Here is a 23,059-nt window from a genome sequence, read left to right on the forward strand (position 1 = left end):
ATCCGCCGTCGATGAGGACACGGAACTCGCCCCCTCCGACTTTTCGCCCACCGAGAACGCGATGGCGTTTGAGCATGGCCAGCGTGTCTTTTCCCAGTCCCAGCTCTTCGAGCCGGGACATGCCGTAATCGTAAGCGGTCATTTATTGCCTCCTGCGACTAGCTGGCTTTTGCAAGCGCGGGATCTCTGACGAAAACGCGCGATTCTTGGCTGGCTTCTGATATCGTTTTAATCGCCAGCTTATTGCCTTCAACTGTGTTGCTCCCGACCGGGAGTCGGGTTAGAAAAATGTTTCTGGCTTGGTAATACGCCCGGCGGTCAGGGGTGACGCAGTTACTGGCGTCAACGATTTTTACTGGGTGTTTTGCCACTTCGCGGATGAATTTTTCCGGGCTGGTAATACCCGGAATCTGAAGCAGGTTGAAGAAACCAGCATCCATCTTCCTGTGGCCGGGCATAAATTTGTCGAGCGCTTGATTATGCGCCTTCCTTCTGGCCGGATATATTTTGTGAAGGCAAGGAATGAGAGTATTGTCCAGGATTCCGTTTTCCATAATCTCCAGTATTTGTGCCTGGACCAGGAAGTTGGTACAGAGGAAGGTGTTGGCGTTTAAGTGGGTGAACAGGTCCAAATATTTTTGGTCGGCCAGGATTATACCGCCCGACCTCAACGCGGGAGTCCCGCCCGCCTTTGAATCTGAAACGATAAAGGACGTGCCCGGGCAGGCGTCAAATGGGAAGGCTTTGTAGCGCGGTAATTCGTCTTCATCAGCCGGAACCTCAAGGTAGGCGATATCAAGGGCGTGGAAAAATTTGCCTACGGCGCGTTCGGAAACCTTGATGATATTCTCGAATGGCGTCAGGATTCCGGTCGGATTTCCAATGAGCCCCTGGTACAGCGCGGCAACCTGGTTGTGCTTCAGGCAGTAATCCAGGTGGTCTAAATCCATGCCTTCGTCGGTAAGCCTTACGCCGATGACGGTAAGATCATGAATCTTCGCCGCTTGGAGAAAGCGATCGTAGGTGAATTCTTCAGCCAGGATTACTCCTTTCCTTGGCATTTTTTTAACAGCCAGAAGAATGGATTCGATAGCCCCCATCCCTCCGTGCGTCACGACCCATCGCCTCCAGTCTTCGATGCCGTAACGATCGGCCTTTGCCAGTCGCAAAGCGAACATGCCGTTATTGTCGCTCCAGTCGGCGGTAGGATATTGTCCGACCTTCGGTCCGTGCTTCTCCACCATTTCCCTCGGTGATGGCAGATCCAGGAGGGTTCTTTCTACGACAACGTCGTTTGGTTTTCCCCTCGTACCATCAAACAAGAAATCCGTGCTCATGAAATACTCCTTTGTCAGTCTTGGGGTTAATTCCAGAGTTATGTATTTCACGCATGTTTAAATGCGGTTAAAAAAGTTTTGTAAAGGGCAATCTCCTTTCTATATTTAAAATCAAGGTTCAAAAAATTTCGAACCTTAACATAGATTATGCTTTTAAATTAAGGTAAAGTCAAGCCTCTAAAGACTGGCTTTAAGAGACGCAATTTAATATATGAGTTAAATCGTGATCAAGCTGATAGCTAATAATATGGTCAGAGCTATATTGTTCAGCTTTAGAATTTTTGGTATAATTAAAAAAATACCATAATTTATTATATTTCTCGTCCCGCCATTAGACGGCTGGGGCTTGCAAAAAAAAGTATGAAGCATCTCAAAAAGATGGTTTGCGTATTTTCGCTGGCGGCATTAGTACTCGGAGCTATGCCGGCTGGGGCATTTTATTTGGAAATGCCAAAAGCTCTCAAAGAAATTGGCGCTAAGCAGAAAGTTTTAGGCACTAAATTAACGCAAGAAAGCGGGGAAACTCCGGCTCCATCGGTCGAGCCAGTAGAACCGGCTCCTCCGGCTGATGGAGGAAATACCGGCAATCCGCCAGCACCGCTCCAGCCAGTAGAACCTGCCAACCCTCCATCCCAGCCTGGCGCGACTTGCCGAATTGACGGCGTGGAACAGCCGGGAGCTTGCGAAAACAATAACCAGGGAGGGCAAAGCGGACAAAACAACAACCAATCCAATCCTCAAGACGAGGCGCGGCGCAAAACTCAAGACGCGCAACAGCTGAAAGATATCAAGCGCAATGTTAAAAGGATGGAAGTGGATCTGAAAAGATTTAAGTCCATGTACGGGAAAGCCAAAGGCATGGAGATGACGGCGGAGATCAAGGCCAACTTAGATAAAGCCGACGCTATAATTAAGGAATTAAATAATGCCCAAACCGTGGATGAAATTCAAAACATAGATATGGGCGCTCTGGGCGATATTATTAATGAGCTGGAAGGAAGCCGGCAGGACATCGAAGAAAACGTCAACCGCGTGCAGGACGTAAAGCGGGGAATAAAGGGCATGATGAACGGCATTAAAATGTATGAAAGCCTGATAAAAAAACTGGTCAAGCAAAAAATTACCATACCGGAAGAAATTACCGCTAACCTGAAAAAAGCCAAAGAAATTTACGCCGCGGTCAATAAGGCCAAAAACTGGGATGAGATGGAAGCGGCCGGAGTTGAGGACTTGCAGGACATAATGGTTTCTTTGGAAGAAAACCGCGACAGTCTGGAGAAATTGGCGCGCTGGAATGAAACTGTTAAACAATCTGATAAGGAATTGAAAAGCATCGCCAGCGAACTAAAAAAAGCCAAGTCGTCTTTAGCCAGTCTGGCGAAAAAAGGCTTTGACATGAAAGCTGAATACGCGGAAGCCGAAGAGGCCTATAATAAGTTGAAGGCGGCCAGCGCCGAGGCCAAAAAGAAAATCGCGGCCGGCGAAGCGGACGACGCTTTTGACCTTATGGAAAACGACGTGTTCGGGCAGATGGAAGAGGTCTGGGGAAAAGTAAAAATAATATCCATGATGTCCAACCTCGGGCGGTTTGCTTCGGATTTCAAAAAACGGATCGCGGCCGGACAAAAAACAATCCGGGACTTAAAAAGGAAAAAGCTCGCGACCAAAGAGGCGGAAGTGAAATTGAATGAAATAAATATAAAGGGCAATGAAATTGTCGCCATGATAAAAACCAAGAAAATCGACGATGATATTTTAAGCGCCAAGTTCGACGAACTGGATTCTTTAGGCCAGGAATTTGAAGAAATTGTGAGCGAGTTAACCGGCGAGACGGAAGAAATGCCTTGGGATGCCGGAAAGGACCAGTTAAAATCCATGGACGTTGACTGGAGCGTACTGCCGAAGAAGCAACCGATTATCGACGATACGAACGGTTAAAATGCGGCGGACCAGCGTAAGCACTCTTATAAATCTAGAACGGATTTACTCGCCGGGCGTAAAACCCCCGGTGAGTTTTTTACTTGAAAAAAAACGGGAATTGTGATATTAATAAATAATCAAAATAATGGCTGCCTCTAGAATGAAGGGCAGTCATTTAAGACAGTAAAAATCGGGTCGGTACCAAAGCGGTCAACTGGGGCAGACTGTAAATCTGCTGGCTTCGGCCTTCGGTGGTTCGAGTCCACCCCGGCCCACAAGAAAAACAGCCTAAAAAGCTGTTTTTTATTTTATTCGCATTTGACCGGTTATTGCGTAAGATTAAGAAAATTAGTATTGTTAAAGTTAGCTTAGAAAGTAAACAAGCGGCTCTTTTGGCTCTTTCAAAAAAGTATCCGATATAGGATTTACACTCAACTAAAGGGGGAAATGATGATGGAACTTCCAATAATACGTCAAGGAGGAATGGGTATTGATATCTCAATTCCATCCTTGGGCAACAAAGTGTCTCGGCTGGGTGGCTATGGCACGGTATCGGGGGTTGTCGCCGGTACTGTATTGGCGCGCCGATTACAGCTTGGCGACATCGGCGGACACTATCGTCGCGCTTTAGCTCATTTCCCCTTTCCGGAAATAGCTGAACAGGTTCTGGAAGCGTACTTTGTGGCCGGCGGTATTCTGCCTTGCGCACAGTTCAAGCCAGTTCCCATGTTCACCTTAAACCCATCCAATTTATTGATAGCGTTGACGGTTTGCGCTAATTTTTGCCTGGTTTGGCTGGCAAAAGAGGGACATGGCGGGCCGATTGCAATAAATTTTTTGGAAAAGGTCCAGCTTAGCCTAATCTACGGTTTGGTTGGCGCTATGCTGGCCGGTGTTGACGAGGTGACCGCGGGCGCGGGAATTCCTATCCAGATTCCCGGGATCTTGGACGCGATAGCCGCGGGCCGAAATCCTGCCTATGAGGTTGACGCAACGATAGCCGACAAAAAGGGGACAGTGCGGATAGAATTTGATCTTATAAAATTTTTCCGCAAACATCTTCCCAAGATGAAACGCCCAGGTTTTATTCCTATTATTGGCACGCACGTGCTGGCCGAATATTTGGCTAGCAAGTGCAGTAGTACAATAGAAGGATTTGTTGTCGAACTGCCTCCGGCCGGCGGCCATGTTGTCCGGCCCAGGGGGATAATCCGGTATGATGATTTTGGCGAACCGATATACGACCCAATACGCGACATGCCAAATTGGGGAAGAATGGTAAACTTGATGCGAAAGCTCGGGTTGCCTTGGTGGGTCGGCGGCGACTGCGCTTCGCCGGAAAAGTTGGCCTGGGCCAAAAGCATCGGAGCTACCGGCGTTCAGGTGGGCGGCATAATGGCTTCGAGCAGAGAATCGGGAGAGCGGGATGATTTGCGCCGAAGAAAAAATCGGCTCGCCTATCGCAATGAACTATTAGTGAAAACCGATATGTCGGCCTCTCCAACCGGTTTTCCCTTTAAACTCACAAATCTTACCGACAGGGATCAGTTGGCGTTAAGGACGCCAAAGTGCACCCATGGCGCCCTCGTTGAAGTGTGCATTGACGAAAAAGGCCATGACTTCTACCGTTGTCCGGCTGAACCGATCAAGGATTACTTGCGCAAAGGCGGCAATATCGAAAAAACCAAAGGCGTGGTTTCCCTTTGTAACGGTTTATTCGGAAATTCACAAATCGGCGGCCCGGGAGAAATACCGACCCAGACCTATAGCAGTAAATTTGCGTTTATACGCGAGTTACTCACCGACGAAAACGGTGATTACGGCGTAGAAGACGCCATGAACTATCTTTTGAGCTGATGTGCTGCTCACTGATAACAGCGAAACCCGAGCCGTCCATGTTTTTTTTGGACGGCTCTTTTATTACCTTTGAATAATCAAGCTTTTGATAAAAAATAGCTTTTTTCTTTAGCCTTGATATAATAATACTATGCCCGAACTGCCGGAAGTCGAAACTATTAAAGATGATTTAAACCGCAAAATTAAAGGCGCGGTGATTTTTGATTTTTGGACTGACTGGAAGAAGGGGATTAAGATGGATTTGGCGAAATTTAAAAAAAACATAACGGGGCGAAAAATTCTGGAAGTAAAAAGGCGGGGAAAAAATCTGCTCATATTTTTAAGCGGCAAACTGGTTATACATATCCACCTTAAGATGACCGGGCATTTATTAGTAAAGATGGCTGGCGGCCGGGAACAGGCAATTGATAAAAATAGTCATTTTAGCGAAAAAGTAAACCAATACATCCATCATATCTGGTATCTTAAAAAAAACGGGAAAAAATTCCAGATGGATTTTTCCGATTTAAGGAAGTTCGCGAAGATCAGGTTAATGACAGCCGAAGAACTGGAAAGCGATAAAGAATTAAATAGCTTAGGGGTTGAGCCCTTGGCTCTGGATTTTACCCTGAATAAATTTAAAAAAATACTGGAGCGGAAGAACAATTGGTTTGTCCGGGATATTTTAATGGAACAGAATTTAATCGCCGGAATCGGGAATATTTACGTTTCGGAAATTTTATTTGAAGCCGGAGTGATGCCGAAAAGGCGGGCGCATGATTTATCTCTAGGCGAGGTGAAAAAGGTTTATTCGGCGATTAAAAGTGTGCTGAAAAAAGCCGTGGCCTTGCGCGGCACGTCGGATTCGGACTACCGCGATACTTCCGGCGCCAAGGGTCGGTTCCAGGAAGTTTTAAAAGTTTATAACCAGGAAGGGAAGAAATGCGCGCGCCTCCGATGCGCCGGAGTTGTTAAACGCGAAAAACACAAGCAAAGGAGCGCGTTTTTTTGCGAAGGATGCCAGCGTTAAAAGGGTGAAAAATATTCGGTTTTTCGCTGTGGAACCGCTTCAAATGTAACTAATTAATTCTTGCTTAATGGATGTTTGTCAATGATTTAATCTCACATTGGTATCTGGCTTAAGTCCTCGCTTCAAAACCGAATATTTTTTACCCTTTTACAGATATGTATTTTAATAAAGAAAAAATCATAATTATTTTAAAATCCCTCATCTTAATTTTAATGCTGGCCTTGACCGGCTTGATTTTTTTTCAGGAAATTAATTTTACTTCGCTTGATTTAGGGAGGCATTTGGAAAACGGCAAGATAGTCTGGAGCGAGCCGCAGGTGCTATATAAAAATTTATATTCTTTTACCGAACCGGATCATCCTTTCGTAAACCACCATTGGCTCTCGGGCGTAGTTTACTATGGATTGTATAAAATCGGCGGATTCAAAATTTTAAGCCTGTTAAATATTTTACTGGCTCTTCTTGCCGCCGGTTTTAGTTTTTTCCATGCCAAAAAAATGTCTGGTACGGCAATAGCCGCTATAATCGGCCTGCCGGCGATTATAATCATGAGCGAACGGACGGATATTCGGCCGGAAATGTTCAGCCTGTTTTTAATTGTTTTATTTTTTTGGCTTTTGGAAAAATGGCGGCAGAATGAAAGCCGGGGCCTTTCCAATAAGCGGATAATATATGCTTCGTCCTTAATAATGCTTTTTTGGGTGAATCTGCATATTTATTTTTTCGCCGGTCTTCTTCTAATAAGCCTTTTTTCAGCTCTTTCGCTAATTTTTTCGTTTCTTAAACAAAAAAGCAGGCCGCGCTTTAAAGAGACTGTTATTGCGAACAAGGATAAGATTTATTTGGCTCTTGGCGCCTGGGGGGCATGCCTCGCAAATCCCCGTTTCATCCAGGGGCTTATTTATCCTTTAAATATTTTTAAGGCTTACGGCTACGAAATAGTCGAAAACAAATCGCCGTTTTTTTTAGAGAATTTAATGGTCGACCCGAATATTTTCGTATTTAAGCTGATACTCGGACTGCTTGCTGCCAGCTTTATCGTAAAGACAGCTTTTATCATCCGGCGAAAAGAAAAAATCAGCGAAAGATTTATTTTTCATTTTTTCGTTTCCATATTTTTTTCAGCGATTTCTTTTTTTGCTATCCGCAATTTGCCTGTTTTCGGGCTTATTTGCTGGCCGATTATTGCCTTGAATTTTAGTTCATTGAAAAAATGGCCCGGCTTCGCGGCCGGGCTTTCTCTGAAGGAAACCGATAATAAAAAAAGCGGGGGAAGCTTGAAAATAAACGCTATTACTATAGCCGTGATTTTAATTGTTTACGCGTCGGCCTTAAATTACGTCATTAAGGACGAAAAAACCGATCAAAAAATTGTGAGAAATCCATTCGGTCTTGGCTTAAAAGCCGGGTCAGACCAATCCATAAAATTTTTTAAGGAAAATAATTTACCCGGACAGCCAAGCCGGTTAGCCGGCCCGATTTTTAATAACTATGATTTAGGCAGCGCCTTGGAATTTTGGCTTTATCCGGGCGAGCGGGTATTTACCGACAACCGGCCCGAGGCTTATACGGTTGAGTTCTTCCAGAACATCTATAAGCCCATGCAGACCTCAAAAGAGGCTTGGGAAAAATATTCTAAAGAGTATGGCATAAATTTAATTTATTTTTCCTACACTGATGGAACGCCCTGGGCTAGGCAGTTTTTGGCCGAACGGATGAAGGATGAAAATTGGCCGATGATTTATTTTGATAATTATACCGTGCTGATGGTAAAAAACGGCGAAAAAAACCGCGAGCTCATTAATAGATATAAAATGGACGGGGAAAAATTTAAAAAGCGCTTTAAGCAACTGGCTGGCCTGGCCGGGGCGGACAAGATGCTTCTCGCGAATTTTGCCGAACTCTATGGCGAAGACGGACTGGCGCAGGAAATATACGAGGGCGAGCTCGCAAAAAATCCGCAAGGCGGCAAGCAACTGGCTGGCCTGGCCGGAGTTTATGCCGGCCGGCCCAAAGCCGAAGACCAAATAAAAGCCGTCGAGCTTTTCAAAAAGGCGGCTGAAAACGGCTACCGGCTTCCGGGAATTTACGTCCAAATCGGCCTTAGCTATTGGAGTTTGGGGGAATACGGGGAGGCTAAGAAAATGTGGGAAGAGGCTTTAAAAATCGATAAAGAAAACACCCATGCCCGATATTATCTAAACCAGGCTGGCGCCCTAATAAAATGAAATGCCCAGCCCTTTTCACAGCTTCGGATTTATGGGATAATTAAGGCAAGCTTTCAAACGGAAAGAATTTTTATAATTTATGCCAAAAAAAATATTCATCGTCGAAGATGACGCCAATATGCTTTTTAGCCTGCAGGCTAAATTAAGGGTCGCCGGTTTTGAAGTTATCATCAGCCAGGGCGACGAGACCGAAGAAAGGGTTGTGGAAAAAGTAAAGAGCTTTTTACCGGATTATCTTATTCTTGATCTTGTACTTCCGCAAACCGAAGGCTTTAAAATCTTATCCCTTTTAAAATCGAGCCGGGGACTGCCGAACCTGCCGGTATTTGTTTTTACCAATTTAAGCGATTCGGAAAGCCGGGAAAAGGCGGCCAGGCTCGGCGCCGTCCAGTTCATAAATAAAAATGAATTTAATATTGATGATTTTATAGAAAAAATAAAAAAGATTGTTTCCAATTTTGAAAAAACCAAATGCTAAGAATAATTTCCTGGATTAAGTCCTTATCGTTAAAAAAGAAAATATTGTTGGTATTAACGCTGGCCGTCATTATTATCGGAGCGTTTTTTGTTTTAAAGAAAAAGCCGGCGGCCGAGTATACGACCGCCAAAGCCGCCCTAGGAACCTTAAAGCAAACCGTATCGGAAACCGGAACGGTCGAGGCGCCGGAAGATTTGAATTTAAGTTTTTTGGCTTCCGGGCGCTTGAATAAAATTTTAGTGAAAGAAGGGGAAAGGGTTTTTGGCGGCCAAGCTTTGGCCGAACTGGATTATGGCGCATTATCCATTAAGAAAAAAGAAGCCCAGGCCAGCCTGGATTCGGCTAATGCCAGTTTGGACAAACTTATTTCCGGGTCAACCGGATCAGAAATAAGAGTCGCCCGGGCTAATGTCAATCAGGCCAAAGCCAGCTATAACGCCGCGGTGGTTGACTTGGAAAAAACAAAAAATACCACGGCTGAAAACAACCGGCAGGCGCAAAAAAAGGTAAGTGACTTAACCTCGTCCGCGCCGACTGACGTTACTACTTATGAGCAGTCGGTAATCCAAGCGAAAACCGTCCTGGACAATACCAGATCTTCTTACGAAACGGCCTTAAAAAATTATCGCGCTGACGCCTTGTCCGCCGTTGAAGACAGTATTTTCGACGGTCAAACTGCTCTGGATAAAATTGACGCGATTTTGCAGGATACGGACAAGATGGCCAACTTCAGCGTTAAAGATGCGTCTTTTATCGCGAAAACCAAAGATGGTTATACTGACGCCGGGGTTAAAAAAAATACGGCTAATACTGATCTTTCCGCCGGCAAATCTTCTAACCGGGACGCCGACATTAAAACGGCGTCTAATAGCGCCATCACTTTCCTTAACGCGGTTTTAAAAGCGCTTGATTACTGCTTTAAAGGACTGGAAAAAAGCTTGGCTACTTCGGATTATTCCCAAGCTACGCTGGATGCCGATAAAACATTAATTTCAACGCAAATAAGCACCATTACCGCGAGCATCTCGTCTCTGCAAACCGCCGGTCAGAATCTTAATACCGGAATCTTAAATTATGATACTAAAGTCCGGGAAGCTGAAGAAGACCTGGCCCAGGCGCAAGCCAGCCTGGATAACGCCGCTTTGGGCGCCCAAAACAGTTTAGACTCAACTAAATTAACCGGGGAGCAAAGCTTGGCGGCGGCAGAATCAAAAGTTGAAACGGCGCTTAAGGCTTACGACTCGGCGCAAGCCAGCCTGGATAAGGTTTTGGCTGGATCAAATAACTTCGATATCCGCGCGGCCCAGGCCGGCTTTGCCCAGGCCGAAGCTAATTTAGAATCAATAAACAGGCAGATTGAAGACAGCGTCATCATCGCGCCGGTTTCCGGAACGGTAACCAAAATCGCCTACCAAATTGGTGAAACCGTTCAGGCGGCTTCGACCGCCATCTCAATGATCGGCGACAATGACTTTAATATAAAGATCGATATTTCTGAAATCGACGTCTCCAAAATAAGCGCGGGGAATGAATGCGAAATCACTTTCGATTCCTTTGGCGCGGAAAAGAAATTCGAGGGAATTGTTTATTTTATTGACACGGCTCCGACCATAATCCAGGACGTAGTATATTACAAAGTGAAAGTCAAATTAAAAGGAACCGATGTTATGGACGAACTAACGGCGACGAGCACGGCTGGCGCCGTAGCTATTGGCGCGACATCTACGGCCCCTTTATTAGAAGGCTCTTCGGAAGCCGGAGAAGACCTGGAAAATCCGGCCGAGACCGCCGAAAATGCCTCTGCCGCGAAAGCGGAGGCCGAGATGACTGAAGAATATTCCCGGATAAAACCCGGGATGACCGCCAACGTCGATATCTTTGCCGCCAAAAAAGACGGAGTCCTGATTATGCCTTTGCGCGCGGTCGTTGATAAAAACGGATCAGGAAAGTACGTCCGCGTTATGGACGGCAAAACTCCGAAAGAAGTTCCGGTTGAAATCGGATTAAAAGGCGACGAAGGGATGGTCGAAGTGATTTCCGGGGTTAAAGAAGGCGACGAGGTAGTTACGTTCGTAAAAGAAAACGCGAAATAATATCCGCCGGACGGCGGAAAAATAAAATAGGAAATTGCCAATATGCCCGCTTTGATTAATATTAACGACCTTCATAAAATCTATAAATCCGAAGACATCGAAACCCACGTTCTGCGTGGGGTTAGTTTTAAAATCGAGAAAGGCGAATTTGTCTCGATTATGGGGCCGTCCGGCTCGGGAAAATCGACGCTTATGCATATCCTGGGGCTCCTTGACCGGGCGTCATCCGGCGTTTATGAATTCGAAGGAGTGAACGTAACCGAACTGTCGGACAATGAATTGGCTAAAATGCGTAATGAGAAAATCGGGTTTGTTTTTCAGGCTTTTAACCTGCTTCCGCGGACCAGCGTTTTGGAAAATGTAGTTCTGCCTTTGTCTTATTCGGCGAACAAGGCCGGCATGCAGGGCCGGGCGAAAAAAGTTTTGGAAAGCGTCGGGCTGGGCCATCGCCTGCCATACTTCACTAACCAAATATCGGGCGGGGAAAAACAGCGCGTCGCCATTGCCCGGGCTTTGGTCAATGAGCCGTCGATAATTTTTGCCGACGAGCCAACCGGAAATCTTGACTCAAAATCCGGCACCCAAATTATGGAAATACTCCAGCATTTGAATAATGAAGGCAATACGATTGTCATGGTAACGCACGAAACTTACACTTCCGAGCACGCGAAAAGAATTATAAAGATAAGAGACGGCGAAATTGTCGATGACTATCTCGTGGAGCACCGCCGCATAGCCAAAGACGGCGTGATGCTCAAGTAGAATTTTTGATATGGACGCGATAGATGTGATTGTCTGGCGATGATAAAGACGGAAAAGTAAATATAAACGGCCATGATTAATTTTTGCAAACAATGCGTAAAGAATTCTGTCCGGGCGCTTTTAGGAAATAAGATGAGGAGCTTTTTGACCATGCTCGGGATTATCATCGGCGTGTCGGCGGTAATTATTATCATGGCGGTCGGCGCCGGGGCTCAAAGCCTGATTTTAGATCAGATCAAAGGAATCGGTACGGATTTAATCGGTATTCAGCCGGGTAAAAGCGATTCTAAAGAGCCGCCGGCTTCGGTGATGGGAATCGTAATCGCCACTCTTACTTACGAAGACGCTTTGGCGCTCGCGAAAGTGAATAATGTTCCGGACTTGACGAGCGTTGAAGCGACCGTTAAAGGAGTGGTTACGGTTTCATGGGAGAATAATGAAGTTGATACCAATTTAAACGGGACTATGGCTAGCTATCCGGAAGCCGAATCGCATGACGTGGAAGCCGGGCGGTTTTTTACGGCGGACGAAGAAAGGGGCATTGCCAAGGTAGTAGTGCTGGGCTCAAAAGTAAAAGACGATATTTTCGGCCAAAGCGACGCTATCGGGCAAAAGCTGAAAATTAAAAAACATACTTTCCAGGTAATCGGCGTTATGAAGAAAAAGGGAAGCGTAGCCTTCCAGGACTATGATGACCAAATTATGGTCCCGATTACCGCGGCCCAAAAGCTGATTCTGGGGATTAACTACGTCAACATGATCCGCGGCAAGGTAGATAGCGAAGACAATATTCCTAAAGCGACCGAGGATATAGAAAAGACGCTTCGCGAACGGCACGGAATAAGCGACCAATCCGGCGCCGGGGACGATTTTACGGTTCGAAACGCCGCCCAGGCGCTTGATATGGTAACGACGGTTACTGACGCGCTAAAATATTTTTTGGCGGCCATGGCGGCAATTTCCCTTGTGGTTGGCGGCATTGGCATTATGAATATAATGCTCGTGAGCGTTTCCGAGCGGACGCGCGAGATTGGGCTAAGAAAAGCAGTCGGCGCCAGGCGCTCGGATATCCTTATTCAATTTTTAACTGAATCGATAATTATTACCCTTACCGGAGGAATAATCGGCATTGCCGCCGGCGCGCTGGTTTCGCTTATAATCGCTTTGGGAGCCCATGCCATGAACTACCAATGGGATTACAGCGTTTCGTTTTTATCCATCGCCTTAGGCGTGGGAGTTTCCTCTTTTGTCGGTTTGGTGTTTGGAATTTACCCGGCCAGCAAAGCGGGGAAGCTTGACCCGATTGAAGCTTTGCGGTATGAATAGCTTGGCGCATGAATAAAAAATAAAATTCACATTTTGCCTTCGTCGTTCAATGGATAGGACGCAAGTTTCCGGAACTTGTGATGCAGGTTCGATTCCTGCCGAGGGCACAAAAATTCACGGCTCTTTAGAGCCGGAAATTTTTGTTCTTCGGCGGTTGCGAGGACCTGCCGTTTTGCAGGGGGCTTCCGCCCCTTCGATTCCTGCCGAGGGCACCAATATGTTTTCATCCCTTAAAACCGCCTTTAAGTCTTTACGCACCAACAAGGGCCGAACGGCTTTGGCGATTTTAGGCATAGTAATCGGCATAGCGTCGGTCATAATAGTCTTCTCGGCCGGCGAGGGAATCCGCCATCTGATTATCGGGCAGGTAGAATCCTTTGGAACCAATATTATTGAATCAGAGCCGCGGGTGCCGAAAAAAACCGCTAAAGGAAGAGCCTCGGACACCGAACAGGGCATGGCGGCGGCTCAAGGCGTCCAGGTTACTTCCATGAAATTGAAAGATATGGATGATATTGATAAATTGCCGAACGTAAAAGAAAGCTATGGCGCGGTTTTAGGCCAGGAGCAGGCCAGCTACGGCAATGAACTTAAAAAAGTTTTTGTCGAAGGAGTAAGCGCGAGCTACATTGACATTGACCAAAGCGAAATCGACTCCGGCCGTTTTTTTACCGATGCCGAAGACCGCTCATTGGCCGAGGTGGCGGTTCTTGGTTCGGAAATCAGTAATCAGCTGTTCGGCGATTCTGACCCTTTGGACAAGTGGATAAGGGTAAGAAAACAAAAATTCCGGATTATCGGCGTCTTAAAAGAACGGGGTTCAATGGGCGGAGTAATGAATTTCGACCAATTTGTTTTTATCCCGCTTCGCACCCTGCAAAAAAAGATTATGGGCATTGACCATGTATTATATATGATCCATGAGCTAAATGACGTAAGTCTGGCAGATGAAACCGCCGCCGAAATAAAAACGATTTTAAGAACCAATCATAACATCACCGATCCGGACCGGGATGATTTTGCCGTTACTACCATGGCCGAGATGATGAAAATTTTGGGGACTGTTACCAACGCCATTACCCTTTTACTTCTAACTATTGTCGCCATATCATTAGTCGTCGGCGGCGTTGGCGTTATGAATATTATGTACGTAATGGTTTCCGAGCGGACGCCGGAAATTGGATTGCGCAAATCAATCGGCGCGAAATTTTCGGATATCATGGGCCAGTTTTTGTTTGAATCAATCCTTATCACCCTTACGGGCGCGATTGTGGGAATCGTTCTCGGGGTGTTATTATCATTTTTAATCGCGCTCGCGGCCAGAGGCTTTGGACTGGCCTGGGAATTTGCCGTTCCGCTTCGCGCTTATCCCGTGGCCATAGGTTTTTCTTTATTATTCGGCTTGGCCTTCGGCCTGTATCCGGCGAGGAAGGCGGCGCGTCTTGACCCGGTTGAAGCTTTGCGCCGCGAATAAGGCAAAGTTGCCGGATAGCCAGGCAAAGGATGGATGCGTGGGCGGTAATACAGGGACAGAGTAAAAAGACCGGCGGTATTGAAAAGTTAGGATTAAGTGCTATAATCGCATTGAGTGAGGAAATGGAGCTTGCTCCAATTTCCGAGCGAAGAAGACTATGTCTTTTTGACATAATCGCATTGAGTGAGCCCCGCACCATGCGGGACGAGCGAACAAGACTATGTCATCGGACATAATCTAAAACGGTTTATTTAAGTAAAAATTGATGGGACCGGCATTTTGTCCCATATTTTATGTTTTACCGCAAAGAGAAAAAAATAGATTTTTCCAAAGCTTTTGAAAAAGTTAAGGACGAAGCGGCCGATATTGGCGAGCTGGCAAAAATTGAGGCAAAAGAACTCGTTTCGTACGTAAAAAACCAGGAAGAAAAAATCGTATCCGAAGCCAGGGAAATCTATAGCGAAGCGCCGCTGGTTAAGAAAAAAAAGCAAAGAATTAAGGCGGCTAAAATCGTCCGGCTGGCCGCGCCGCTTTTAATCGGTTTTTTTGCCTTGTTCATAATTCTCGCCGGCATTTCTTTTTGGATGTTCGCGAAGATCTATTTTGAAGCCATGCGCGGCAAAGCCAATATCGAGCAATCGGTCGCCTTCATTGGGCAGGGCGATTTTGAAAGTTCAATATCCTTTTCCAAACAAGCCGAAATAAATTTCAAGAACGCGCTCATCATGGCCAATGAAATGGACGGGAGCGCCATAAAATACCTGCCGCTTATCGGCTCATCGGTTTCGGACGCTAAATATCTTCTTTCCACCGCCAGCATCTTAAGCCGCACTGTTACCGAAGGCGTTACAATTTCTAAAGGCATGGAGAGCTTGGTTAAAAAATCAAGCGCCAGTTTTTCAAAGTTCACTCCGGAAGAAAAAGGAAAAGTGCTTGCCTATCTTTACCAAAGCTCCCCGGAACTGGTCGGGCTAAAGGCCAACCTTGATTTAGCCAGCCTGAACCTGGAAAAAATAAAATTTTCATTTCTTTTGTTTCCGATAAAAGGCAAAATTGAAAGCTTAAAAGAGCGCCTGGATCTGGGGCGGGAAATTTTAGAGCGGGCGATTCCGGCTTCGAAATTTTTACCCGAACTGGCCGGTTTTCCCGAAAAAAGGCGCTTTCTGTTTCTGCTCCAGAATTCCGACGAGCTCCGGCCTACCGGAGGATTTATCGGCAACTACGGAATCATCGAAACTCAAAACGGCGATATTGTCCGGTTCGACACCGACGACTCCTATCATCTTGATATGCCGGTCAAAGATAAATTGAATATCGATCCGCCGGCGCCGGTAAAAGAATATCTGGCTAAGAAATGGTATTTTAGGGATTCTAACTGGCAGCCGGATTTTACCGCGGCCGCGAAGACGTCTGAATGGTTTTTTAAGCAGGAGTCCGGGCTGGCTCAAAGCAAGGAAAATACGGATTTTTCCGGAATTATCGCCATCACTCCGAAATTCATCACTGATTTATTGGCCATTACCGGACCGATTATCCTTGAGGGGCATGAATACAACAAAGACAATTTTTCCGAGCTTTTGGAATACCGGGTGGAAATGGGCTACAAGGAAATGGGGGAGTCTTCCTGGAACCGCAAACAGATGGTGGGAAAAATCGCCAATGAGCTGAAGACAAGGATTTTCGACCTGCCGATGGACCGCTGGGAAGAAATTTTTAAAGCCATAGCCAACAATATCGATGAGAAAAATATTTTGGTCTACTTTAATGATTGCGACTTGGAAGAGCTGGCGGTCGAAGAGGGAATTGCCGGCGAGCAGAAAGCGGCCGATAACGATTATTTAATGGTCGTTGATTCCAATATGGGCTCGTTTAAGACCGATTCAGTAATGAATAAAAATATAATCTATAAGCTGGAAGAAAAAACCGGCGGCCTGTTCGCCAAAGTTACCGCCTATTATTCCCATCAGGGGACCAGAGACTGGCGGACAACCGATTACCGGACTTATACCAGGGTTTACGTTCCGCAGGGTTCAAGGCTGGTGAGTTCCGAAGGCTTTTTAAGCGAAGTTACGGCCGGACAGGACGAGGATTATATTGTTCAAACTTGCTCCAAAACCGAAAAAGACAAGATGTTCTTCGGCGGATTCTTGAAAATCGCGCCGGGAAAAATCGGGAATTTTACCATCGAATACCAGTTGCCGGACAGACTGTACAGGAAATTAGACCAGGGAGAATATAAATTAACCCTGCAGAAACAGCCGGGCAACCGGGTATCAGAAGTCCAGGTGGATATAAAACCGGACCGGACTATAAAAGCCTACATCCCGACCGGATTTTCCGCGGACAAAATTTCAAGCGGCGAAATCATCTGGAAAACGGATTTAACTACGGACAAGTCTTTTGAGGTGAAATTATAAAACCGGAAAGGGAAATTTGAAAAAATTTATGTTTATTAAAAGAGTCGGAATTGATTTAGGGACAACATACACGCTGGTTTACCTGCCGAAGCGCGGGATTGTAATAAACGAGCCTTCGGTCGTCGCGGTATCTATGGTGGACCGGAAAGTTTTGGCAGTGGGGAATGAAGCCAAGGATATGCTGGGCCGGACTCCGGACACGATTATCGCCCTGAAGCCGTTAAAAGACGGCGTGATTGCCGATTATCGGACTACCGAGGCGATGCTTAGGTATTTTATCAATAAAGCTACCGGCGGGATAAAACTTTTTCGGCCCGAAGTTATGGTAGCCGTACCGGCGGGAATATCATCAACCGAGCGGCGCGCCGTAATCGACGCCACTATTGCCGCCGGCGCCAAAGCCGCCTACATAATTAAAGAGCCGGTGGCGGCCGCGATCGGCGCCGACATCCCGATCGGCTCGGCTTCAGGGCACATGATAATCGATATCGGCGGCGGAACTTCGGAAATGGCGGTAATATCTTTGGGCGGAATCGTCACCTCAACTTCAGTCCGGGTCGGCGGCAATAAATTCGACGCGGCCTTAATCGAATTTATCAGAAGAAAATATAATTTGGCGATCGGCGAGCGCACGGCCGAAGACGTAAAAATAAATATCGGATCGGCTCTATACTTGGAAGACAAACTAACCATGGAAGTCCGGGGCCGCGATTTAATAACCGGACTGCCGCGCACTATCACCGTGAAATCGGATGATGTTACCGAGGCCATCCAAAATGAACTGGAAGCGATCGTCAATTCGGCTAAAAGAGTCTTGCACGACACGCCGCCGGAATTAGCCGCCGATATTATGGACAAGGGGATCGTTATGTCCGGCGGAAGCTCACTTTTGCGAAATATCGACCAGCTGGTCTCCCGGACCACCGGCGTTCCGGCTTACGTCGCTGATGATTCGCTTTTATGCGTCGCTAAAGGAACCGGAATCGCGCTAGATAATTTGGATTCATACAAAAGATCTATCCTGGCTACTAAATAATATAAAATGTTAATTGGCATTGACGCGTCCAGGGCAAACCGCGAGCACCGAGGAGGGCCTGAATGGTATTCGTACTACTTGATAAAATACTTTGCCCGCCTGGACAAAAAAAACCAATATATCCTTTTTTCCGACCGGCCGCTTACCGGCGGGCTTATGGATTTGACATGCCCGGAGCTAGCAAAAAATCCGGCCGGCGAAATAAAATTAGACCGCAGAGGCTTTCAGGCTATAAAGAGTCCCTATAATAATTTCCGGGCCAAGGTTCTTTCCTGGCCTTTTAATTTTTTATGGACTCAAGGCCGGCTGTCGATTGCGATGCTAAAAAGAAAAATTGTCCGGCTGGACGCCCTTTTTATTCCGGCCCACACATTGCCTTTTTTCCACCCCGGCCGATCGATTGTTACTATCCATGATATCGGCTTTCAGCATGACCGCCGCTTTTATGATTTTGAGCGGGAAGGACCGGAAAACCTCCGGGTCCAAAGCCTAACCGACCTTTTCGTCCGGATTTTTACTTTAGGAAAATATGGGGCCAATTCTTTAGACTACCAAAACTGGGCGGTAGGTTATGCTTTACGGCACGCGAAAATAATCCTTTGCCCGTCCGAATTTACTAAAAAAGAGATCATGAGGATTTATAAGGCGCGGGGAGAAAAAATTAAAGTTATCGCTAATGGCTATAATAATGAAGCTTATAACGCCGAGGCCAGCGCAACCCGCGTTGCGGCGGCTTTGGAAAAATACGGCCTAAAGAAGCCGTATTTTTTTTATTGCGGCCGCCTGGAAAGAAAGAAAAATATTTCCGCTTTGGTTGAAGCCTACGGGATCATGAAAAATAAGCATCCCGAGGTAGAGCATAAATTGGTCCTGGCCGGAGACGCCGGATCCGGTTATGATGAAGTGAATTTTATGGCTTCCGAGTATGACGTGGAAAAGGAGGTAATTATGACGGGCTGGGTTGAAGAAAGGGATTTGCCGTTTTTATATAAGGGCGCCGACGCCTTTGTTTTTCCGTCGCGCTATGAAGGCTTCGGCATTCCGCTTTTGCAGGCTATGGCGACCGGCATTCCGATTGCCGCTTCTGATTTTGGTCCGATTCCTGAAGTAGTCGGCGACGCGGCGTTGTTTTACAATAGTGAAGATCCCTACGCCATGGCCGAGCGCCTTTATGAAATAATAATTGACCAGGAATTAAGGAAAAAATTGATTGCCCGGGGGCTTTCGCGGGCCAAGGATTTTAGCTGGGAAAAATGCGCCCGGGAGACGCTTGAAATTATCGAAGGCTTGGCCAGACGAAATATCAGTTGACAGAATTTTTAGATGTGGTAGTATAATAATAATCAGCCGCAGAAAGCAGGCGCAGAGGTAAGTCCTGCCGAGGCAAAAACATTCGGATTTTAGGATGTTTGTTGTACTCGCACTGTGGTTATCCACAGTTTTTTATTTAATCTAAGCTAAATTTTAAAATATGCCAAAAACCAGAGAGCAAAAATCGGAAATTTTAAGGACCCTAATAGAAAAAATAAAAAAATCCAAATCTTTATTTTTCACCAAATACACCGGCATGACGGTGGAAGACAGTGAAAAGTTAAGGAATGATTTGAAAAAAAACGACGCGGAATTTTTAGTAGCTAAGAAAACTCTTATTAACCTGGCTTTAAAAGAAAATAAGATTGAGGGAGTGGACGCGAAGGCGCTTGACGGCCAGGTAGGTTTGATTTTCGGCTACGGCGATGAGATCGTCCCGGTAAGGGAAGCCGACAAGTATGCCCGGGAAAAGGATGCTAAGCTCCAGTTTTTGGCCGGCATCTTAGACGGGAAACTGATTAGCGCTATGGAGGTAAAGCAGTTAGCAAATCTGCCTTCCAAACAGGAATTGTATGCCAGGCTTGTCGGATCGATTAATTCTCCTGTTTCCGGATTCGTAAACGCCTTAGCCGGCAACATTCGGAATTTGGTTTATGCCTTAAAAGCGATTGAGGAAAAAAAGACCAGTTAATATAATTAACAATTTAATATAATTAATTTACAATTAGCTTTAAAAGCATTTTTAATAATTACGAATTAATGAATTATTGAAAATTGCGAATTGATAATTGATAATTAAAAAACAATATGGCAGACGAAATCAAAAATCCCGCCTCCGAAACTGCGGCGGGCAAGGAAGAAACTCCGGTCGAAGTGCCGGAAAAATTCAAAACTTTAGTTGAAACCGTCGAAAAAATGTCGGTGCTCGACTTGGCCGAATTGGTCAAAATTTTAGAAAAGAAATTCGGCGTATCCGCCGCCGCTCCGGCTATGATGATGGCCGCGCCGGGCGCCGGAAACGGAGCCCCGGCCGCTGAAGAAAAGACCAGCTTTGACGTTGAGATTACCGAAGCCGGCGCCAATAAAATCGCCGTCATTAAAGTAGTCCGCGAAGTCACCGAGATGGGATTAAAAGACGCTAAAGACTTGGTTGACGGAGCCCCGAAAATGATCAAAGAAGGCATAAAGAAAGAGGATGCCGAGGCTATAAAAAAGAAATTGGAAGAAGCCGGCGCCAAAGTAACTTTAAAATAAGGCTACAACCGCAAGTTTTAAAACACCCTGCTTATTTTGAGCGGGGTGTTTTGCATATTGCAAGCCATAAAATAATAAAATTGTCCGCGAAAAAAATTTCGGAACAGTCTGTTATTTTTCTAACAAAATTTCAAACTCCCCCGCAAATGCGGGGTCAAACAGTGAAATTTTGTAAAGAAAAATTCCAGCCTGTTTTTCCCTCAATTTTTTAATGCGCGCAATTTTATTATTTTATAGTTTGCAGATCAACCTCGTATACAATCGCGCCGTTTAAGAAATAAATTTTTTTAGCTTTTTCGTCGACGAAAAAGTCTTTTAACTTATCGAACTTGTCTGACTGGTATTGCATGGCGTATTGCCCGGATTTGTCAAAGACTATAAGCCGCCTATTTTTAGCTTCAAGGATGTAGATATACCCGCCGTCCGAGGGCGTAACCTGGATGGCATCCGCTTCTTCAATCGGCCGGGTTAAGGCGTCAAGCTTTAAGACCACGGATTTTCCCGAGTAAAATTTTTGGATATAGCCGTCCTTATAAAGCACGTAAACATTGCCGTCGATATCAATATCCACCGCGTCATTAAAATTAACCGCGTCAGTAAGCCAATTCATGCTCTCGCTATAGGCGGCGCCGTTTTGCTTAAAGCGGACAATCTCATTTTTAGTTTTAGCTAAAAAGTAAAGCCGGTTATTATAAATGGAAAAATTTCCTAAGCTGGAAGTGTCCGGATAGTCAAGCGGCCGGCTTTCCCATTTCTCCGTGGCCGGATCTAATGCCGCTATTATCCCCCCGGTTTTAAACAGCGCGCTCCCGCCTTTATCCAGGCTCGGAGAAGACAACCCTTGGTATTCCGCGGGCAGGGGGAGAGAGGTGGCGGCTTTTCCCAAGTCGACTTTAAAAAGAAGCGAGTTGGGAGAATCGACCGAAAATATCTTATTGCCCGATTTAATGATATTGGAAGGATGGGGCGCGGCCGCCACTAAGGAAAAATTGGCAATCTCTTTGGGATTTTCAATATTGACCAGATGGCTTAACTTAATTTCTTCGGCGTCGAATTTGGCCTTTAGTTCGGCATACTTATTTTGCTGGTCTTTTGTCTTCTGGGGAATCTGGCCAAGCAGGTTTTTTATTTCCAATAATAGCTCCTTGGCGCCTTTTTCGTTGCCGTAAAGCAGGTTAGCTTCAATCTGGTTCTGCTTTTGCGCGACATCTTCGGCCAATTGAGTAAAATTCCTTTCCTCTTCGGCGCCTTTTTTCTTATTAGAAAGCCAGAAAAGGTTTAGCGAAAAAAGGATTAAACAAATAATCCCCGCGCCAAGCAATCCTTTGCTTATCGGTTTTAAATTTTTTAGCCAAATTACTCCGCTTATTATTGCCGCGATGGTTTTTTTTCCGGCGCGGACAATCGAAGCCAAAGCGGCGCGCGGCGAAAAGCGGATTTTTGACGCGTGATACCAGCCAAACCCGGCTAGCCTCATCGCCGCCGTCTTCGTCCCCTGGAAGGCTTTTTTCGGAGAAAACGGATTAGCCCTTCTTTTTGAAATTATTTTTTCTCCCAATAAGATAAACCGGTCGTTTTTCGGAAGAAATTTTTTCGACCGGGATTGAAGGGCTGAAATAATTTTTTGCCCCCATTTTTTAACCGGGATCAATCCGGACGGGCTTAAGAAGGTTTCGGTTTGCTTTTCGGTCTTATCGAGATAAGAAAGAGAAGCGCTCGGCTCGGCCGGGCCGTTAATCAAGAGGCTTTCCTGGGTTGTTTTTTCAGTTTTTAAATTTTTTATAATTAACCCAAGAAAGGAAGAGTAGGTGTTGATGTTTGATAAGTCGTTTTTTATTTGTTCGGCGGCGCCGGCCGGAGGCAGGGTGGCGATAATGTCCGATAATTTTTTTTCGCTAAAGTATTCGGGCAAGGCTTCGTTAGTGAAGAAGGCATAGGATCCGCGCCTCAAGGGCCCGGAAATGATATGGGAAAAAAGGTATTTTTTTGATTCGGTTTCCGGAACCGAGCCCTTGCTTTCATCCAGGATATTCATGAGCTTGTTCTTCAGCTGGTCTTTTTCTAAAACTTTGGCGACCAGGAAGGCTTTATTTTTCCCGGTAACGGAAAAATACAAAAAGTCCTTATGGACTACCCCGACGGTAAGATTGAAATTTTTTCGGATAACCGGGATTTTCTGCTCCGAAGAAAATTTAACCAGCGCTTTGTTAGTATCGGCCAGCGCGGCTTCCAAGAGATGGTCGATTTTTAAGAGGCCGGCCTCCTTAAAAAAGTATCTTTCGTTTTGATAATAATTTTTCGAAATCTCGGCCAATAGAAAATTAATAAGCTTCAAGCCGTCGTTCCGGTTTGAATCTATTTCCACCAGCACGAAAAGCTTTCCCATTCGCAATTCCTTATCAACATCCACTTCGGCAAGAAAAATATCGCTAAAAGACTTGGCATTGCCCCGGGAAGCCAGGTTTATTTGCGCAAATTTATAATTCATAATAGTTTTGACTGTTTACTGGTTTTATTATACTATAAATACATAAATAGATAAAAGGGCCGCCCGATA

At 45.7% G+C, this 23,059-nt stretch carries 16 protein-coding genes, 2 tRNA genes and 1 other annotated feature; of the genes, 16 read left to right on the forward strand and 2 right to left on the reverse strand.

The window, feature by feature from the left end; genetic code table 11:
* Positions 1-158: 158 nt before the first annotated feature.
* A complete protein-coding gene (locus WC715_04690; protein ID MFA6171714.1) occupies positions 159-1,388 on the reverse strand; it encodes a pyridoxal phosphate-dependent aminotransferase in 1,230 nt (409 codons plus the stop codon).
* 309 nt (positions 1,389-1,697) lie between these two features.
* Here WC715_04690 and WC715_04695 point away from each other — a divergent pair, with 309 nt between their 5' ends.
* The 16 genes from WC715_04695 to rplL all read left to right on the forward strand — a co-directional run bounded on the left by WC715_04695 (position 1,698) and on the right by rplL (position 20,502).
* Positions 1,698-3,275 carry a hypothetical protein gene (locus WC715_04695; protein ID MFA6171715.1) on the forward strand — a complete coding sequence of 526 codons (1,578 nt, stop codon included), beginning with the start codon at positions 1,698-1,700 and terminating at the stop codon, positions 3,273-3,275.
* A 174-nt stretch (positions 3,276-3,449) separates the two neighbouring features.
* A tRNA-Tyr gene (locus tag WC715_04700) sits at positions 3,450-3,532 on the forward strand.
* A 208-nt stretch (positions 3,533-3,740) separates the two neighbouring features.
* Positions 3,741-5,114 (forward strand): nitronate monooxygenase, encoded by a 1,374-nt coding sequence (locus WC715_04705; protein MFA6171716.1) that lies wholly within the window; start codon positions 3,741-3,743, stop codon positions 5,112-5,114.
* A gap of 130 nt (positions 5,115-5,244) precedes the next feature.
* Positions 5,245-6,123 carry a bifunctional DNA-formamidopyrimidine glycosylase/DNA-(apurinic or apyrimidinic site) lyase gene (mutM, locus tag WC715_04710; GenBank protein MFA6171717.1) on the forward strand — a complete coding sequence of 293 codons (879 nt, stop codon included), beginning with the start codon at positions 5,245-5,247 and terminating at the stop codon, positions 6,121-6,123.
* 155 nt (positions 6,124-6,278) lie between these two features.
* Positions 6,279-8,351, forward strand: a complete 2,073-nt coding sequence (locus WC715_04715; GenBank protein ID MFA6171718.1) for a hypothetical protein — start codon at positions 6,279-6,281, stop codon at positions 8,349-8,351.
* Positions 8,352-8,430: 79 nt separating this feature from the next.
* On the forward strand, positions 8,431-8,829 hold the full coding sequence (locus tag WC715_04720; GenBank protein ID MFA6171719.1) for a response regulator: 399 nt from the start codon (positions 8,431-8,433) through the stop codon (positions 8,827-8,829).
* On the forward strand, positions 8,823-10,922 hold the full coding sequence (locus WC715_04725) for an HlyD family efflux transporter periplasmic adaptor subunit (GenBank protein ID MFA6171720.1): 2,100 nt from the start codon (positions 8,823-8,825) through the stop codon (positions 10,920-10,922). The genes WC715_04720 and WC715_04725 overlap by 7 nt, the downstream gene beginning before the upstream one ends.
* Positions 10,923-10,964: 42 nt before the next feature.
* Positions 10,965-11,684, forward strand: coding sequence for an ABC transporter ATP-binding protein (locus WC715_04730; protein MFA6171721.1), 720 nt, complete (start codon positions 10,965-10,967; stop codon positions 11,682-11,684).
* A 72-nt stretch (positions 11,685-11,756) separates the two neighbouring features.
* Entirely contained in the window at positions 11,757-13,010 is a 1,254-nt protein-coding gene (locus WC715_04735) for an ABC transporter permease (GenBank protein MFA6171722.1), read from the forward strand.
* Positions 13,011-13,045: 35 nt separating this feature from the next.
* Positions 13,046-13,117 (forward strand) — tRNA-Arg (locus tag WC715_04740).
* Between the two features lie 110 nt (positions 13,118-13,227).
* Positions 13,228-14,484 (forward strand): ABC transporter permease, encoded by a 1,257-nt coding sequence (locus WC715_04745; GenBank protein MFA6171723.1) that lies wholly within the window; start codon positions 13,228-13,230, stop codon positions 14,482-14,484.
* Positions 14,485-14,777: 293 nt separating this feature from the next.
* Positions 14,778-16,901, forward strand: coding sequence for a DUF4012 domain-containing protein (locus WC715_04750; protein MFA6171724.1), 2,124 nt, complete (start codon positions 14,778-14,780; stop codon positions 16,899-16,901).
* A 28-nt stretch (positions 16,902-16,929) separates the two neighbouring features.
* Positions 16,930-17,937: a rod shape-determining protein gene (locus WC715_04755; protein MFA6171725.1), complete on the forward strand. Its 1,008-nt coding sequence runs from the start codon at positions 16,930-16,932 to the stop codon at positions 17,935-17,937.
* 6 nt (positions 17,938-17,943) lie between these two features.
* The gene (locus WC715_04760) at positions 17,944-19,248 is read left to right on the forward strand and encodes a glycosyltransferase family 1 protein (GenBank protein ID MFA6171726.1); all 1,305 of its coding nucleotides are present in this window, start codon (positions 17,944-17,946) and stop codon (positions 19,246-19,248) included.
* A gap of 18 nt (positions 19,249-19,266) precedes the next feature.
* Positions 19,267-19,392, forward strand: a sequence feature (ribosomal protein L10 leader region).
* Positions 19,393-19,408: 16 nt separating this feature from the next.
* Positions 19,409-19,939 carry a 50S ribosomal protein L10 gene (gene rplJ, locus WC715_04765; protein MFA6171727.1) on the forward strand — a complete coding sequence of 177 codons (531 nt, stop codon included), beginning with the start codon at positions 19,409-19,411 and terminating at the stop codon, positions 19,937-19,939.
* A 116-nt stretch (positions 19,940-20,055) separates the two neighbouring features.
* Positions 20,056-20,502 carry a 50S ribosomal protein L7/L12 gene (gene rplL / locus WC715_04770; protein ID MFA6171728.1) on the forward strand — a complete coding sequence of 149 codons (447 nt, stop codon included), beginning with the start codon at positions 20,056-20,058 and terminating at the stop codon, positions 20,500-20,502.
* A gap of 226 nt (positions 20,503-20,728) precedes the next feature.
* Here the strand turns inward: rplL and WC715_04775 are convergent, their stop codons facing one another.
* Positions 20,729-22,990 carry a hypothetical protein gene (locus WC715_04775; protein ID MFA6171729.1) on the reverse strand — a complete coding sequence of 754 codons (2,262 nt, stop codon included), beginning with the start codon at positions 22,988-22,990 and terminating at the stop codon, positions 20,729-20,731.
* Between the last annotated feature and the right edge of the window lie 69 nt (positions 22,991-23,059).

The organism is Patescibacteria group bacterium (assembly GCA_041661505.1).
Lineage (GTDB): Bacteria > Patescibacteriota > Patescibacteriia > Patescibacteriales > JBAZCA01 > JBAZCA01.

Excerpts from the sequence above, each read along its gene's own strand:
- WC715_04695 (MFA6171715.1), top strand. The coding sequence starts at position 1,698 with ATGAAGCATCTCAAAAAGATGGTTTGCGTATTTTCGCTGGCGGCATTA.
- WC715_04755 (MFA6171725.1), top strand. The coding sequence starts at position 16,930 with ATGTTTATTAAAAGAGTCGGAATTGATTTAGGGACAACATACACGCTG.
- rplJ (MFA6171727.1), top strand. The coding sequence starts at position 19,409 with ATGCCAAAAACCAGAGAGCAAAAATCGGAAATTTTAAGGACCCTAATA.
- WC715_04715 (MFA6171718.1), top strand. The coding sequence starts at position 6,279 with ATGTATTTTAATAAAGAAAAAATCATAATTATTTTAAAATCCCTCATC.
- WC715_04760 (MFA6171726.1), top strand. The coding sequence starts at position 17,944 with ATGTTAATTGGCATTGACGCGTCCAGGGCAAACCGCGAGCACCGAGGA.
- WC715_04725 (MFA6171720.1), top strand. The coding sequence starts at position 8,823 with ATGCTAAGAATAATTTCCTGGATTAAGTCCTTATCGTTAAAAAAGAAA.
- WC715_04730 (MFA6171721.1), top strand. The coding sequence starts at position 10,965 with ATGCCCGCTTTGATTAATATTAACGACCTTCATAAAATCTATAAATCC.
- WC715_04750 (MFA6171724.1), top strand. The coding sequence starts at position 14,778 with ATGTTTTACCGCAAAGAGAAAAAAATAGATTTTTCCAAAGCTTTTGAA.
- WC715_04720 (MFA6171719.1), top strand. The coding sequence starts at position 8,431 with ATGCCAAAAAAAATATTCATCGTCGAAGATGACGCCAATATGCTTTTT.
- WC715_04745 (MFA6171723.1), top strand. The coding sequence starts at position 13,228 with ATGTTTTCATCCCTTAAAACCGCCTTTAAGTCTTTACGCACCAACAAG.
- rplL (MFA6171728.1), top strand. The coding sequence starts at position 20,056 with ATGGCAGACGAAATCAAAAATCCCGCCTCCGAAACTGCGGCGGGCAAG.
- mutM (MFA6171717.1), top strand. The coding sequence starts at position 5,245 with ATGCCCGAACTGCCGGAAGTCGAAACTATTAAAGATGATTTAAACCGC.
- WC715_04735 (MFA6171722.1), top strand. The coding sequence starts at position 11,757 with ATGATTAATTTTTGCAAACAATGCGTAAAGAATTCTGTCCGGGCGCTT.
- WC715_04775 (MFA6171729.1), bottom strand. The coding sequence starts at position 22,990 with ATGAATTATAAATTTGCGCAAATAAACCTGGCTTCCCGGGGCAATGCC.
- WC715_04705 (MFA6171716.1), top strand. The coding sequence starts at position 3,741 with ATGGGTATTGATATCTCAATTCCATCCTTGGGCAACAAAGTGTCTCGG.